This is a genomic window from Streptomyces sp. BE303, from assembly GCF_036290945.1.
Classification (GTDB): domain Bacteria; phylum Actinomycetota; class Actinomycetes; order Streptomycetales; family Streptomycetaceae; genus Kitasatospora.
On the sequence record NZ_JAQYWZ010000850.1, the window covers coordinates 64,127 to 77,885 of the forward strand.

A 13,759-nucleotide genomic window follows, 5' to 3' on the forward strand; every position below is an offset into this window, starting at 1 on the left:
GTCGGTACGGGGTCGTGCGGGGGTGGTGCCGGTGGAGCGGGGAGGCGCTCGGCGCTACCCGAGGAAGTTCTTGAGCTCGTGGACGAGCTTGCGGATGTGACCCGAGATCACCGGCGTGCCCTGGTCCTTGAAGCGCTCCCGGAACCACGGGTTGACGCTGGCCCGGCCGGCGCTGGTCACCGAGCCGACCGGGATGAACTTCGCTCCGGAGCGGTGCACGGCGGCCATCTGCTCGAAGAGCTGCTCGCCGTTCCACTCGTAGAAGTCGGAGATCCACACCACCACGGTGTTGCGGGGCTCGGCGATCTTCGGCTGGGCGAGCGCCATGGCGACGGTGCCGTCGGTGCCGCCGCCGAGGTTGGTGCGCAGCAGCGTCTCGAAGGGGTCGTGCACCCACGGCGTGAGGTCGACCGCGCGGGTGTCGTACGCGACGAGGTGGACGTCCACCCTCGGCAGCCCGGCGAAGATGGAGGCCAGGATGGTGCAGTTCACCATGGAGTCGACCATCGATCCGGACTGGTCCACGACCACGACGAGGCGCTGGGGCGTGGTCTTGCGTGCGGTGTGACGGTAGTACAGGCGGTCGACGTAGAGCCGTTCCTGCTCCGGGTCCCAGTTGGTGAGGTTCTTCCAGATCGTCCGGTCGAGGTCGAGGTTGCGGAAGACCCGCTTCGGCGGGACGGACCGGTCCAGCGCGCCGACCGAGGCCTTCTCGACCTGGGTGCGCAGCACTTCGGCGACCTCGTCGACGAACCTGCGGATGAGCGCCTTGGCGTTGGCGAGGGCGACGCCGGACAGGTTGTCCTTGTCGCGCAGCAGCTGTTCGATCAGCGACATGCTCGGCGTCAGCCGTGCGGCGAGCCCCGGGTCCGCCAGGACCTCGCGCAGGCGCATGCGCTTGACCAGGCCCGCCTCGATGTCCGCGAGTTCGGGGCCGATCCACGGGATGAGCGTGGACAGGTCGGGGGTGCCACCGCGGCCGCCGGGGTTGGTGCCCGCCGCCGTCCCGCCGGGGCGGGTGCCGCGCAGTTCGCCGGGCCGGCAGCCCAGCGCGCGCTCCAGCCAGCCCGCGTCGGCCTGCCAGCCGGCCAGCTGTCCGGCGGTGACGGTACCGGAACCGGTCGCGAAGACGTTCAGCAGCACCTTCGACACCAGGGCCGCGCGGCGGACCTCGGCGGCACGGTCCCGCCCGTCGGGTTCGGACGCGGTCTCGGGCGTCATCAGGCCGTCGAACTCGCCGGCCAGCTCCGGATGGCGCTGCACGATCGAGTCGACCGAGGCGGCCGGGTCCAGCAGGGCGGCCGGCAGGCCGGACTCCTCGACGACGGCCAGGCTCGCCGACTCCAGCGCGGCCTGCTCCTCGGGGTCGAAGAGCCGGGCGAGCAGGCGCCAGTACAGGACCTGCCGGCGGTTGGCGTCACCGTCCGCCCCGGAGTCCGGCGTACGGTCCGGGCCGAGGGCGGGTTCGGTCGTGGGTCGGGTCATTTCCGCAGCAGCTTTCCGGCCCGCTCGCGCAGGGCCTGGACGGCGTCGAGGGCGGCCTTCTCCCCCTTGAGGCCGGTCTTGTCGGCCGTTCCGCCCGCCCACGCCCCGGCGTGCAGCGCGACGGTCTTCCGCTTCACGGTGGTCTCGACGGCGAGGGGCTGGACGCTGAACTCTCCGGCGTCCCAGCGCAGCAGCCCGATGCACGCGCTCGACGCCGCGACGGCCTGCGGGGTGAGCGGCCCCGCGGTCGGTATGCGGTCGGTGTCGACGGTGATCCGGTGCCCGGCGAGGGCGAGGGTCAGCGTCTCGCCGTCCTGCTCGACGGCGTAGCCCTCCAGGAGGACGGGCGCCGCGATCCGTGCGGGGTGCCGGTCCAGCGGCGCGGTGGGCGCGACGAGCGCCGTGGCGAGGACGACGCGGGCGGTGGCGAACGGGTCGGCGCCCGTACCCGGCCGGGCCGCCGCGTCGTCCCAGAGCAGATCCCCCTCGGCGGTGACCGGCATGGCGGTCAGGTCCATCGAGAGCCCTTCGCCCGCGGCGGCCAGCAGGGACAGGTGGGGGCGAATGAGCTGCCACACACCGGCACCGACGACCGTGTCCGGCTTGGGGACCGACACCCCGGCGCGGACCAGGCGGGGCGCGCCTCCGTCGGCGGGTTCGAACACCGCGTGGACCTGGACCTGTGCGGCGGTCGCGTGGGCGTGCAGGTCGACCCCCAGCGGCAGCAGCCGGCCCGTCACGACCGCCGGCGGTGCGGCGGCCGACGGGGCGCCGACGGCGCCCGGCTGCGTGAGCAGCACCGCCCGGGACCACAGGTCGGCCCAGCGGCGCAACGGCACCTGGTCCAGGGCGGCGCCGGGGCAGGACGCGGCGAGTTCGGCGGCGAAGCCGTCCAGCAGTGCGGCGAGGCGGCGCAGCCCAGGGTCGGGCAGCAGCGCGGAGACCACCGGTGCGGCGCCGGCGACCGACTCGTGGTCGATGCCCTGCCACCCGGCGCGGACCAGGTCGGCCAGCCAGGAGCGGGCGGCGGCGAGCAGGTTGGCGGCCGGGCCCGAGCCCGCCGGGGACACCGCCGCCGGGCCCGCGGCCGGATCGCCGGCGGGAGGCCGGCCGGTCGCCTCGCCGATCCGGTCCGTCAGGGCGTCGTGGACGGCGCCCAGCAGTGCGGTGCGGGCCGCGGCGAGGACGGTGAGGTGCTCCTCGCCCGCCGCACCGGCGGCGGCCTTCCCGGCCGCTTCGGCGACCCGGTCGGCCAGCGGCGATCCGGTGACCGCGTCGGCGAGTGCGGCCAGGCCGGCGGCCTGGGCGGGGCCGGGCCGGCGCAGGCCGCCGACCAGGGCCCGGTCGAAGGCGTCGACCGCCGCCAGGGCCTCCTGGAGCCCGGCGACCGGTTCGGTGAGCAGGTCGATGCGCATCAGGCCACCGCCCGGCTCGACGGGAACCAGTGCAGCTCCGGCAGCGGCGCGGTGGTCGGCGCGAGTTCGAGGTAGGCCAGTTGGCGCAGGAAGCGGCTGAACACGCTCGCGGCGGCCGATCCGTCGGCCTTCGGCGGGCGGGTGCCGGTCATGGTGCGGGTGATCTCCGGGCCGCCCGGTTCCGGGGTGCCCGCGTCGACCCGCAGGTAGCGGGCGACGCGCTCGCCGCCGTACTGCAGCACCGCCTCGTCGACCAAAGCCGCCAGGTGCTTGCAGAAACTGCCGTACGCGCCGCCGCAGGGCCGGTTGTTGTTGGTGCTGCAGGTGAACGCGAAGTCGCCGGCCGCGACCGACGAGACGTAGACCCGCCCGATGTCCGAGCCGCTGGACACCACGCCTTGCAGTCGACCGTCCGTCAGTTCCACGAACGGGACCTTGGCGAGCTTGCGCGGCCGGGCGGGCGCGACCACCTGGGCCGTGCTCGACTCCTCCCGGGAAAACGACACACCAACTCCTTGCACTGAGAGGGTTTTCGCGCCGGAGCGGCGCTGTACGGAGGAACCTATCGGGGGCCACTGACAACGGCAGCCGCCCCCCTGCGCTGCGGAAACGTTCCCCCCGCTCCCTCTCCGGCCTCCACTGCCCGCCTCCCGTTCCCGGCCGACGTTCGGGGGCACCCGGCGCGGCGGACCGGCGGAAAAACCCTGTCGCCGAACGTGGTCGCACGGTTATGGTGAGTGACATTCGGGTCGTGTGCCGGTGGGAGGACCAAGAGGGCGGGAGGGTGCGGCAGTGGCGGTCACGGAGGTCAGGGTCGGTCGGGACAGGGTCAGGCTGGACGTGGAGGGGCTCTGCGGTGCCCGCCTGGCGCCGACCGGCTCGGTGGTGCTGCCGGAGCACGTCGAGGTCTACCGGATCGGGGTCGGCTGGGGCGAGCCGGTTCCCTGCTCGGAGGCCGACCGCGCGCGCTGGGAGGGTGCCCTGCGCACCTTCCTCGACCGCCTGTCGCGGGCCCTGGAGGAGGTGTACCGGGCGCACGGTGGCCGCAGCGCCGTCATCGACCTGGCCGAGGGCTCACGCGCCTGGCACGGCATCGGCCGCCCGCGCCGGTGGCCGGGCCGGCAGCGGCGGGCCACCGAGCGGTCGGTGCACGCGCAACAGGTCTTCGCGCTGGAGCTGCACCGGGTCACCGAGCTGTACCGGCCGGTGCGGGCGGAGCTCGAACAGCGGGTGGCGGAGGCGCTGGTGGCGCGGAAGGCGGCCGAGGAGGCCCGCCGGCGGGAGGAGCGGCGGAGACGGGCGGTGCTCGACGGGGTCGCCGCCCGCGAGGTGTGGCTCTACCGGCCGGCGGGCCGGGGCGAGCCCGTCCGCATCCACCGCTCCGACATCCACCGCTCCGACCTGCCGGCGGCGGAGTCACCTGCGGCACCCGAGGGCCCGGAGGGCTCCGCGAGCCCCTCCCGGGGCCCTCTGACCGCAAGGGAACTGGCGACGGCTCTGCGGGAGCTGGTGCGCGCCCCCGACGGCAGCGGTGACTTCCGCTGGGACGAACGGGCCCGCGCCGCGACCGAGGAGGAGTGCCGTGCCCAGGACGTCGCCGTCACCTTCCACGACTGGTGGCGCGAGGTCACCGGGAACCACTGGCGCACGGGTCCGGAGGGCCCGCAACCGGTGGTCGCGAGTCCCGGCACGAGGGGGTCGAGCCGCAGCCACGGCATCGGAGGCACCGGTGTGTCCGGATCCGGCGGCTACTCCGGAGGCCACGGCCTCAGCGGGTTCGGGGGCTTCGGCGGCTACTGAGTCCACGCCGGCACCCCGCCACCCCGCCACGCCGGCTCCTACCGGTCGCGCTTCAGCACCCGCCAGCCACCGGCCCGGTTGTCGGCGACGATCTGCCGGAACATCGCCAGCAGCGCCGCCTCGTTGACCGCCCCGCCCTCCCGGACGGCCACCGTGCGGGCGGTCTTGTTGTCGTGGCCGCCGGTGACGATGCCCTCCGGGTCGGGCACGATGCCGCCGTCGTAGAGGAACACGTTGACGTGGTCCTTGGCCGCGAGCAGCGCGCAGATGTTGCCCTGGAGCACGAAGTACGGGACGACCGTCCGCTTGACGGTCTCCGCGACCTCCGGATCGGCCTCGTGGACGAGGTCCCTGACCCGCCGGCAGATCTCCTGCTGCCAGCCGGGCAGGGCGTCGATGTAGGCATCCACGCGGGGATCGGTCTCGTAGCGGGCCATGACGCTGCTCCTCGTGCCGGTGACGGACGCGCTGTCCCGGACGATTCTGCGCCCGGCACCGGCACGAGCCGGTGAACACCGCGCCGCCCCTCGGGTCGGTGCCGCGGCGGTCAGACCTGCGCCGCGTACCGGGTCAGCCCGGCGCGGACGGCGACGTCCACGGCCGGCTCCAGCAGCAGGGGCGGGCGCCCGTCGTCCCCGGTGCCCGCCGCGGCCAGCAACTCCGCCACCACGGAGGTGTCGACGGTACGGACCTCGGCGCGCCGCAGGTACCGGACGAGGGCGGCGGTGAACACCGGCTCGTCCGCGCGCTGCACGCCGGCCAGGCCGGTCGCCTCGTCGACGAACGCCTCCTCCGAGCCCAGCCATGCGGCCGCCCCGGACAGCCCGTCGTCGTGGACGGCGGCCGGGTAGGGGATCCGGTGCCAGGCACCGTCCTCCCACCAGTAGAGGAACCCGAAGAGGTTGCCCCGGGCGTCCTCGCGCAGCTGCTCCGAGGGCAGCCAGTCCGGGCCTCCGGCGAGGAAGTCGATCTGCCGGCCGTCGACGTGGGTCACGCTCCCGTCGGAGTCCTGGCCGCAGAAGACCGCGTGGCCGTCGTCGAGCACGGTGACACGCCACCAGTAGGACCCGCCGGTGGCGTCGCACCACACGCCGTGCTCGTCCAGCCAGTAGCCCTCGGGGTCGCCCTGGGCGGCCTCCAGCAGGGCGAGGGCGACGGCCCGCGCCCACACGGCGTCCGCGTGGTGCAGGTCCTCGGGCCGGCTCGGCCTGTGCATGGTGGTACGTCCCCTCCGTCGGTGACGCACAGCCTGCCATACCCCCTCCTCCGGCGGTCGGCCCCGGACCGGGTGGACCCGGGTTCCCGCAGGTCGACGAGGTCGACCAGAATGGCGGTGTGGACGAAGTGGACTACCAGGTGCTGTTGCACGAGGCGATGGAGGCGGCCCGGCGGTCGCCCCTGCGAGGGCGGGTCGCCGACTACATTCCGGCCCTCGCGAAGGCCGACCCGGCGGCATTCGGGATGGCGATCGCCACCGTCGACGGGGAGGTGTTCGGGGCGGGGGACTGGCGGCACCCGTTCTCGATCCAGTCGGTGTCGAAGCTCTTCACCCTGGCGCTGGCACTGGCCGAGGGCGACGACGGACTCTGGACCGGCGTGGGCCGCGAGCCGTCCGGCAACCCGTTCAACTCGCTGGTGCAGCTGGAGTCCGAGCAGGGCATCCCGCGCAACCCGTTCATCAACGCCGGCGCCCTGGTCGTGACGGACCGGCTGCTGAAGCTGACCGGGGACGCGGTCGGGGCCGTCCGGGACTTCCTGCGCACCGAGTCCGGGAACCCGGCCGTCGCGGTGGACGACTCGGTGGCCTCCTCGGAGGCGCAGCACGGTCACCGCAACGCCGCGATGGCACACTTCATGGCGAGCTACGGGAACCTGCGCAACCCGGTCGACAGCGTTCTCGCGCACTACTACGCGCACTGCGCGATCGAGGCCAGCTGCCACGACCTCGCGCTGGCCGGACTCTTCCTCGCCCGCCACGGGGTGCGGGCCGACGGTTCGCGGCTGCTGTCGCGCAGCGAGGCCAAGCGGATCAACGCGGTGCTGCTCACCTGCGGTACCTACGACGCGGCGGGTGAGTTCGCCTACCGGGTCGGCCTGCCGGGCAAGAGCGGGGTCGGCGGCGGGGTGCTGGCGGTGCTGCCGGGCCGGGGCACGGTCTGCGTCTGGAGCCCGGGCCTGGACGCCGCCGGGAACTCGGTGCTCGGCGTCGCGGCCCTCGACGCGCTGACGACCGCGACCGGCTGGTCGGTGTTCTGATCCGGAGGCCCGCGCGGGGGACGGCCCGCACCGGGGACGGCGCGTGCGCCGACGGTGCGACCGCCGGCGCACGGGTGTGCCCGTCCGCGTCGCAGCCACGGGAACGGCGCCCCTGCGGCGCCGTCCAGGTGGTGTCCGCACGGCGGTCGACGGTCAGGACGCGGTTGTCGGCGGTGCCGAGGGCGACTATGTCGCCGCCGACCGGCGCCGGGCTGACCCCCGGTGGCGGTGACCTCGCATTCCCCGCCGTGTCGCCGTGCCGCCGTGTCGCCGTGCCGCCGTGTCGCCGTGTCGCCGTGTCGCCGTGTCGCCGTGTCGCCGTGTCGCCGTGCCGCCGACAGGCGGCGGTCGCGCGTCGGGCCGGTGGCGTCGGCCGCACGGGGCTCACGCCGGGCGGACCGCCCGGGGGCCGACGACGTCGGCGCCGAGCGCGGTGACCCTGGCTCGCAGTCCGCGGTCCGCGGTGACGACCAGGCACCTTCGCCGGGTCCGGTCGGTCAGGGCGTTCTCGACGAGGTCGACGATCCGGTCGTCGCCGCTGCCGGACGCGGCCTCGACCCGGACCCCGGGGACCGGGGCGACGCCGCGCGCGGCGCCCTCCACGACGAGGACCACCTCCAGCGGCCCGGAGTGCGCCCACGCCGGGCCGCCGGCAGGTGACACCAGCCCGCCGTCCGCGATGCCGGTCAGGGAGTCGCGCAACCGCTCCGCGGCGCGCCGCCGGTCACGCCACCAGCCGTCGGGCACCGACCCGACGACGTTGGCGGCGTCCACCACCAGCAGGGGCACCTGCCCGCTGCCCTCGTCCGTGTCGTCCTCGTCCATGGTCCGAAAGTCTTCCACGGCGCGCCCCGACGCCTCCGTCCGCCGCCCGACTCCGCCGGAACCTCACCCGTCGGCCGCCCGCACCGAGTTCCCGCACGACTTCTCGGACGCCACGGACCGGCGGTCGGACGAGCCTGTCCGGGGCGCGGCGGCGCTCCGAACGCGGTCTCACCCTGTTCCCGCCGTCGCTGCGGGCGGCTGCTCCGGGCCCGTGAACGGTCCGGCGAGGGCTTCGAGTTCGTCCGGGTGGAGGACGAGGTCGGCCGCCGCCGCGGAATCGCGGATGCTGGCGGGGCGGCGGGCACCGGGGATCGGGACGACGACGGGGGAGAGCGCGAGGAGCCAGGCGAGGCCGACCTGTTGCGGGGAGACCCGCCGTGCGGCGGCGATCCGGTGGAAGGCGGTGCGGGCGGCGGTGTCCTCCGAGGGGTCGTCCAGGACGCTGCGGGCGAGACCACCGAGCGGGCTCCAGGGGAGGAACGCCAGGCCCAGCCGTTCACAGAGCCGCAGTTCGGGCTCGCTGCCGCGCACGGCGGGCGAGAACCGGTTCTGCACCGAGACCAGGTCCGGGCCGAGGATGTCCCGGGCCGTCAGGATCTGCCGCTCGTCGACGTTGGAGATCCCCGCGGCCCTGATCTTTCCGGCGTCCAGCAGTTCACGTACGGCACCCACCGACTCGGCCCACGGGACCCGGGGGTCCGGCTTGTGCAGCTGGTAGAGGCCGAGCGCCTCGACACCGAGGCGGCGCAGCGAGTGCTCGCAGGCCTGCCGGAGGTGTTCGGGCCGGCCGTCGACGCTCCACGAGCCGTCCCCGGGCCGGCCGCGTCCGCCCTTGGTGGCGACCAGCACCGCCGCCCGGTCGGCGGCCGGCCGGGCGGCCAGGGCCCGGGCGACCAGCCGCTCGTTGTGGCCGACCTCGTCGGCGTGCCAGTGGTAGGAGTCGGCGGTGTCGAGCAGGGTGACGCCGGCGTCCAGCGCGGCGTGCAGGGTGGTGAGGGCGGCGTCCGTGTCGGGCCGGCCCTCGACCGAGAGCGGCATCGCGCCGAGCCCGATCGCGCCGACCGTCCGGTCGCCGAGGGAGCGCTGTCGCACGGTCACGCCGCCCTTCCGCCGGACACCCCGGCGCCGTGGCCGTCGCGGCCGTGGCGCTCCTCGGGAGCGTAGAAATCCCCGCGGTCCCCGAGCCCTCCGAACTCCCCCAGCCCTCCGAGTGCCCCGAGGACCTCGCCCACGGCGCCGTCCAGCCACTGCGCCGTGGGGGAGAACCGCAGCCCGAGGCCGGCGGCGCGCCGGTTGTCCATCGGGTACCAGCGGTCGAAGGAGAACGGCGAGCGGTCCCTGGTGCCGTACGTCGCGCTCGATCCGGCACTCCCCGGCACCCGGGTGGTTCCGGTGAGACCGCCGCGTCCCGCCCGCCACTTCGGGATCGCCCGGGCCCGGCGCAGCCGCCCCCACCCGTACGCCGGGGCCCTGGCCGCCCTCCTCCGCGAACACGCCGCCCCGGCCTCCCCGGGCGAGGGCCTCCCGGCCCCGGCCGCGTCCGGCGCGGTGCCCCGGACGTCCTGACGCCCCGAGCCGAGGCCGTCCGGCTCTGCGGCCGGAAGGACAGCACCGTCGGGTACGACGGCCCGGCATCTCCTCCGCCGGTACGGACCTCGCCCGGTACGGGCTTTGCTCGGTACGGACTCTGCTCGGTACGGACTTCAGTCCGGTGCGGCGCATCGACCGGTGCCGGCGGGGGACCGGCGTCCGGGCGCACGACGGGTCGAACCGCCGTGCGCCCGGTTCCGGGTCAGTCGCGCCGGTCGAACAGCCGGACCGGGATGGGTTCCGGCCGAGGGGCCGGGCGACCCGAGAGGGAGGACTCCTGCGGGGAGAGCATGAGGGCGATCCCGCCGAGCGCGAGGAGGACGAGCACCGCCACCGCGAGCGGGGTGATGAACTGCGAGGCGGGCAGGCCGGCGGTCGGCGTGCGGCCGTCCAGCACGACCGAGACGGCGGCCATCCCGGTGTAGTGCATGGCGACCACCGCGACGCCCGCGATGAGCGCGGAGGCCAGCGAGGCCAGCAGGCCGGTGATGTTGAGCGTCATCCACAGCGCGGCGGTGGCCGCGAACACCGCGATCGCGATCGAGGCGGCGACGACGAGCGGCTGGTACGAGACCTGCCCCTGCACGTGCATGGCGGCCATGCCGAGGTAGTGCATCGCCGCGACGCCGAGACCGGTGACCGTCCCGCCGATCAGCAGGGTCCCGGCACTACGCGGTCGGTAGCCGACGTAGAGGATGCCGAGGCCGACCACGCCGATCGCCAGCAGCAGGCTGCACAGCGTCAGGGGCACGTTGTAGAGGATCGTCGATCCGGTGACGTTGAATCCGAGCATCGCCAGGAAGTGCATCGTCCAGATGCCGCAGCCGATCTCGGTGGCGCCGAGCAGCAGCCAGCCGAGGCGCCGGCGCGGCGGCAGGTCGAGGGCGCGGACGGTGCACCGAAGGCCGAGAGCGGCTCCGGTGCAGGCGACCAGGTAGGAGAGGACCGGGTTGATCCAGCCGTAATGGAAACCGTCGATGGGGGCGGTGTGGAGGTGCATGCGGTACCTGAACTGACGTGTCGCTGATGGATGGTGGGAGGGCACGCGCGGCGCGCGACCCGGCGGTTCCGGGGGACCGGAGAGGCGCGGGAGGCGAGGGAGGCGTACGGGAAGGGCGGGAATCCCGAAGGGAACCGGAGTCGGCACCGGCACCGGCACCGGTACCGGCGCCGGTATCCGGTCCGGGCCGGGGCGGTCCACCGGCAGCCGGTGGAGCGGGGCCGGACGCGCGCAGGCGTCCGGCAGGCTGCGATCCGGGCACGGTTCTCCTCGACGACGCTGATGACCCCGGCGGCCCGTCAGGCGTCGAGGGTCACGAGCGCCGCGGAGTGTCGGCAGGCGGGAGCGGGCTCCGGAACGTACGGAGCGGACACGGTGCGACGTTCGTCGTCGGACGGGCGCCGTGACGGGAAGCCGTCTGCCGGGCCTCACGTGCGGGTACATACTATCGACCCACCGGTCAAGGGCTGTACGGGGGGTGCGTCTACGGACGATGTCGCGCGGGCGTGCCGGTGCGACCGCGTCCGCGGCGCGCCGAGCGGGCCCCGGTCGGCCTGCCCCGTGGCGCCCGCACGCCGCCCCGACCGTCGAACGTGCGGTCGACGCCCCGGCCGGTCGGTCCACCGGCCGGTCCACCGGGCCTGCGCTCCGGATGGTGAAGCTGCGGGAACGGGAGACGGGCGGCCCGGTCTTGGGACATGATCGGAGGGTGTCGACCCAGAGCCAGTCCCCGCCGCCCCCGACCGCCTCCCTGGTCTTCTGGGCCGGGCGGTGCGACCACCACGCCCGGACCGTCGAGCTCGAACTCGCCCGGTGGGGGCATGAGTTCCCCGACGGACCACCAGACGCGGAGGACTCGCTGATCCTGCTGCGCCGTACCGTGGGGGAGCTGCGGTCGGACGCCGGGGCGGACGCCCTCCATGCGGACGGTCTCCGGGCGGAGGCCCTCGGTGCGGACCGCTTCCGCGTCGCGGATCTCCTGGAGCGGGCCGCCGGTCCGTTGGAGGCGGCGCGGCAGTTCACGGCCCGCACGCTCTCTCCGGCGTTGCTGCCCCTGATCGCCCACCACCTGCGCACCGCGGGCGCCGCCCTCGCCACAGCCCGGACCTCCGTGCAGGCGGGTGCTCCGGCGGCGGGTCCGTTCCCGCCGCGGCCGACGCCGTAGGGCGGTCACGTCCGGCCGGTGACGCCGGCGGACGGGAGGGCGGAGGCCGTGCACGGGCACGACGTCGCGGGCCCCGCCCTGCGGGTGGGCAGGACGGGGCCGGGAGCGGCACGAACCTCAGAACCTCAGAACCTCAGGAGCTCAGTACCGCAGGACCGCGGCGATGTGCCCCATGCCGCTCAGCTTCCCGTCCGGGACGAAGTCGACCTGGGCCCCGCCGTCCAGCGCCTTCTCGATGATCTCGTCGACGATGTCCTCACGGGCACCGGCCTCTCCGTCGGTGGCCGGCACGAGGTGTTCGCCGTCGTCGCGGACGGTGGCGCGGTAGTCGTCCTCGACGACCAGCCGACCGATCCGCCCGTCGCCCGTGGTCTGCCATACCTCGTCGAGCCCGGCGGCCAGCAGCTGGCGGCCGCGGGCCTGGTCCAGCTCGGCCTCCGCGTTCGCGGCGGCCCGGTCGGCCTGCTGGGCGAGGGCGGGCCGCACCGCCTCCCGGAGCGCCTGGGCGGGCCCTTCGGCGAGGCCGCCCACCGCGACCGTCGCCACGGGGCCGGGGGTGGCGGTCCAGAGGTCCTGGAAGAGGGACAGCGCGTGGGCCTCGCCCACCAGGTGGAACGGGCGGGGGTCCTCGGCGAGCACGTCCCGCAGGCCCGCCTCCGCCTCACGGAAGAACTGGCGGGTGGCCTCGTCGCTGAAGGTGCTCGGCAGGTCGCCGATCCGCTCCTTGCGCTCGGCGTCCGGGTCCTCCAGGCTCCGGGTGAAGGGGAAGCTGCCGGACTGCGCCTCCAGGCGGTCGCCCGTGCCCGCCCACAGGCTGATGCGGTCGGCGGCGAGCGCCAGGACCCAGTAGGGGCGGTCGGCCGCACGGGCGGCGACCAGGTTGCGGGTGAGATAGGAGTCCGACACGACCGTGCGGGCCGGCACGGCCCGGGTCAGCGACCACACCTGGTGCTCGCCGGGCGAGACGAACAGGGCGAGGCCGTCCTCCGCGTGCACGAGGTCGACCTCCTTCAGCGCCTGGTCGAGCTGGCCGGTCACGTCGAGCCGGTCGGCCCGGGAGATCGCCTGGTCCTCGTCGATCCTGGCCCTCGCCTCGGCGACGAGGTTCCGCAGGAGAACCGGGTCCTGGGCGTTGTCGGGCTCCCGGCGGTGGGTCGGCATCAGGATCGAGACCGCCGGGTACGGGCGGGGACGGCGAAGCTCGGCGAGCGTCGCGGTGGTGAGATCGGAACGCATGGGGGAGTACCTTTCGTCAGAACCCGTCCGGCGGGCGTACGCGCGCTGCGGTCCGCTGTCCGCGGTCCGCCGCGGACTCAGTACCTCTGGGCCTTGACCACGACCGGGGTCAGCGACAGGTCGCCCGGTTGGCGGCTGAACGCGATCGGGTCGGCCTTGCCGCCGGCCGGGATGTTCTCGGCGCCGACCACCGCGGTGTCGACGGTGTTGCCGGACGCGTCGGTGAAGTCCACCCGGACCGCGTAGGAGGCGGTCTCGCGCGTGCTGTTGACGATCGTCACCACGGCCGCGTGGAGGCCGCCGGTGGTGCTCCGCGGTACACCGGTGAGGGTGACGTCGGAGAGCGCGTTGCCGCTGCCCGCCACGCCCTGGAGGACTTCGGTGGCCTTCTGGCGGCTCTGCGCGGCCTGGGCGTCCGCCGACGCCTGGAAGGACGACGCGGCGGCCTGGGCCGAGGCCGAGCGGGAGGAGGCCTCGGCCAGGGCGGACTCCGCCTTCGAGGCGAGTGCGGAGGGCGGCTCGCCGGAGAACGTCGACGGGTTCGGTGCTTCCGTCAGGGTGGGGCGGGCGGTGTCGGTCGGCGTCGCGGGCGCCGACGAGCTGCTGCACGACGCCACGGTGAGGACGACCGCTCCCGTGACGGCCGCGAGGGCCGCCGCAGTTCGCGCCGGCCTGCTTCCTCTGATGCGGCAGGGGTAGAGCGTTCGCATCCCGTGCAACCTTTCAGCCGTCCGTTCGGCCGCCGGTGGGGGCCGTTCCCATGCTCGGCTCCGGGCGGCCGGGCGACGAACGCTGCTGGCCCATTGGAGTTGCCTCCGCGGAGTCACCTCCGTCCGTCGGGCTCCGCACCGGCACGACGGCACCGGAACGACGGCACCCTCCCACCGCCCTCCCGCCGGTGCGGGACGGTCGGCCGACGACCCCGCCGGAGGGCGCTCCCCTCGGAGGGGCCCGGCGCCGCCCGCGCAGGGAAGCCGGTGAGCCGCC

At 75.0% G+C, this 13,759-nt stretch carries 15 protein-coding genes; 4 read left to right on the top strand and 11 right to left on the bottom strand.

The genetic code is table 11. The features are described from left to right. Positions 1-54 precede the first annotated feature (54 nt). From PUR56_RS29790 to PUR56_RS29800, 3 genes are read right to left on the bottom strand one after another with little or no spacing between them, the layout of a single operon-like run. Complete coding sequence (locus PUR56_RS29790; RefSeq protein ID WP_329951223.1) at positions 55-1,485, bottom strand: VWA domain-containing protein; 1,431 nt, start codon at positions 1,483-1,485, stop codon at positions 55-57. Next, a complete protein-coding gene (locus PUR56_RS29795; protein WP_329951269.1) occupies positions 1,482-2,930 on the bottom strand; it encodes a hypothetical protein in 1,449 nt (482 codons plus the stop codon). The genes PUR56_RS29790 and PUR56_RS29795 overlap by 4 nt, the downstream gene beginning before the upstream one ends. Further along, positions 2,900-3,406, bottom strand: coding sequence for a hypothetical protein (locus tag PUR56_RS29800; protein ID WP_329876608.1), 507 nt, complete (start codon positions 3,404-3,406; stop codon positions 2,900-2,902). The genes PUR56_RS29795 and PUR56_RS29800 overlap by 31 nt, the downstream gene beginning before the upstream one ends. 286 nt (positions 3,407-3,692) lie before the next feature. Here PUR56_RS29800 and PUR56_RS29805 point away from each other — a divergent pair, with 286 nt between their 5' ends. After that, a complete protein-coding gene (locus PUR56_RS29805) occupies positions 3,693-4,700 on the top strand; it encodes a hypothetical protein (protein ID WP_329951224.1) in 1,008 nt (335 codons plus the stop codon). A 38-nt stretch (positions 4,701-4,738) separates the two neighbouring features. On the opposite strand, the gene PUR56_RS29810 is transcribed toward PUR56_RS29805, so the two are convergent. Together PUR56_RS29810 and PUR56_RS29815 are read right to left on the bottom strand one after the other, a co-directional pair. Continuing rightward, positions 4,739-5,137, bottom strand: coding sequence for a DUF1801 domain-containing protein (locus PUR56_RS29810; RefSeq protein WP_329876487.1), 399 nt, complete (start codon positions 5,135-5,137; stop codon positions 4,739-4,741). Between the two features lie 110 nt (positions 5,138-5,247). After that, complete coding sequence (locus tag PUR56_RS29815) at positions 5,248-5,916, bottom strand: hypothetical protein (RefSeq protein WP_329951225.1); 669 nt, start codon at positions 5,914-5,916, stop codon at positions 5,248-5,250. A 128-nt stretch (positions 5,917-6,044) separates the two neighbouring features. On the opposite strand from PUR56_RS29815, the gene PUR56_RS29820 reads away from it, so the two are divergent. Next, a complete protein-coding gene (locus PUR56_RS29820) occupies positions 6,045-6,956 on the top strand; it encodes a glutaminase (protein WP_329876610.1) in 912 nt (303 codons plus the stop codon). A 384-nt stretch (positions 6,957-7,340) separates the two neighbouring features. Here PUR56_RS29820 and PUR56_RS29825 read toward each other — a convergent pair whose 3' ends face one another. The 3 genes from PUR56_RS29825 to PUR56_RS29835 form a co-directional block, all read right to left on the bottom strand. Further along, the gene (locus PUR56_RS29825; protein ID WP_329951226.1) at positions 7,341-7,781 is read right to left on the bottom strand and encodes an NTP pyrophosphohydrolase; all 441 of its coding nucleotides are present in this window, start codon (positions 7,779-7,781) and stop codon (positions 7,341-7,343) included. Between the two features lie 168 nt (positions 7,782-7,949). After that, a complete protein-coding gene (locus PUR56_RS29830) occupies positions 7,950-8,873 on the bottom strand; it encodes an aldo/keto reductase (RefSeq protein ID WP_329951270.1) in 924 nt (307 codons plus the stop codon). Positions 8,874-8,875: 2 nt separating this feature from the next. Then, positions 8,876-9,160: a hypothetical protein gene (locus PUR56_RS29835; RefSeq protein WP_329951227.1), complete on the bottom strand. Its 285-nt coding sequence runs from the start codon at positions 9,158-9,160 to the stop codon at positions 8,876-8,878. A gap of 13 nt (positions 9,161-9,173) precedes the next feature. Between PUR56_RS29835 and PUR56_RS29840 the strand changes: the two genes are divergently transcribed. Beyond that, positions 9,174-9,347: a hypothetical protein gene (locus PUR56_RS29840; protein WP_329951228.1), complete on the top strand. Its 174-nt coding sequence runs from the start codon at positions 9,174-9,176 to the stop codon at positions 9,345-9,347. A gap of 226 nt (positions 9,348-9,573) precedes the next feature. Here the strand turns inward: PUR56_RS29840 and PUR56_RS29845 are convergent, their stop codons facing one another. Further along, positions 9,574-10,371 (bottom strand): MHYT domain-containing protein, encoded by a 798-nt coding sequence (locus PUR56_RS29845; protein ID WP_329876493.1) that lies wholly within the window; start codon positions 10,369-10,371, stop codon positions 9,574-9,576. Positions 10,372-11,080: 709 nt separating this feature from the next. On the opposite strand from PUR56_RS29845, the gene PUR56_RS29850 reads away from it, so the two are divergent. After that, complete coding sequence (locus PUR56_RS29850; RefSeq protein ID WP_329951229.1) at positions 11,081-11,536, top strand: hypothetical protein; 456 nt, start codon at positions 11,081-11,083, stop codon at positions 11,534-11,536. A gap of 141 nt (positions 11,537-11,677) precedes the next feature. Here PUR56_RS29850 and PUR56_RS29855 read toward each other — a convergent pair whose 3' ends face one another. Both PUR56_RS29855 and PUR56_RS29860 read right to left on the bottom strand, forming a co-directional pair. Then, the gene (locus tag PUR56_RS29855; RefSeq protein WP_329876502.1) at positions 11,678-12,772 is read right to left on the bottom strand and encodes a baeRF3 domain-containing protein; all 1,095 of its coding nucleotides are present in this window, start codon (positions 12,770-12,772) and stop codon (positions 11,678-11,680) included. A gap of 77 nt (positions 12,773-12,849) precedes the next feature. After that, positions 12,850-13,482: a hypothetical protein gene (locus PUR56_RS29860; protein ID WP_329951230.1), complete on the bottom strand. Its 633-nt coding sequence runs from the start codon at positions 13,480-13,482 to the stop codon at positions 12,850-12,852. Positions 13,483-13,759 lie beyond the last annotated feature (277 nt).

Excerpts from the sequence above, each read along its gene's own strand:
- PUR56_RS29790 (WP_329951223.1), bottom strand. The coding sequence starts at position 1,485 with ATGACCCGACCCACGACCGAACCCGCCCTCGGCCCGGACCGTACGCCG.
- PUR56_RS29810 (WP_329876487.1), bottom strand. The coding sequence starts at position 5,137 with ATGGCCCGCTACGAGACCGATCCCCGCGTGGATGCCTACATCGACGCC.
- PUR56_RS29815 (WP_329951225.1), bottom strand. The coding sequence starts at position 5,916 with ATGCACAGGCCGAGCCGGCCCGAGGACCTGCACCACGCGGACGCCGTG.
- PUR56_RS29825 (WP_329951226.1), bottom strand. The coding sequence starts at position 7,781 with ATGGACGAGGACGACACGGACGAGGGCAGCGGGCAGGTGCCCCTGCTG.
- PUR56_RS29845 (WP_329876493.1), bottom strand. The coding sequence starts at position 10,371 with ATGCACCTCCACACCGCCCCCATCGACGGTTTCCATTACGGCTGGATC.
- PUR56_RS29855 (WP_329876502.1), bottom strand. The coding sequence starts at position 12,772 with ATGCGTTCCGATCTCACCACCGCGACGCTCGCCGAGCTTCGCCGTCCC.
- PUR56_RS29860 (WP_329951230.1), bottom strand. The coding sequence starts at position 13,482 with ATGCGAACGCTCTACCCCTGCCGCATCAGAGGAAGCAGGCCGGCGCGA.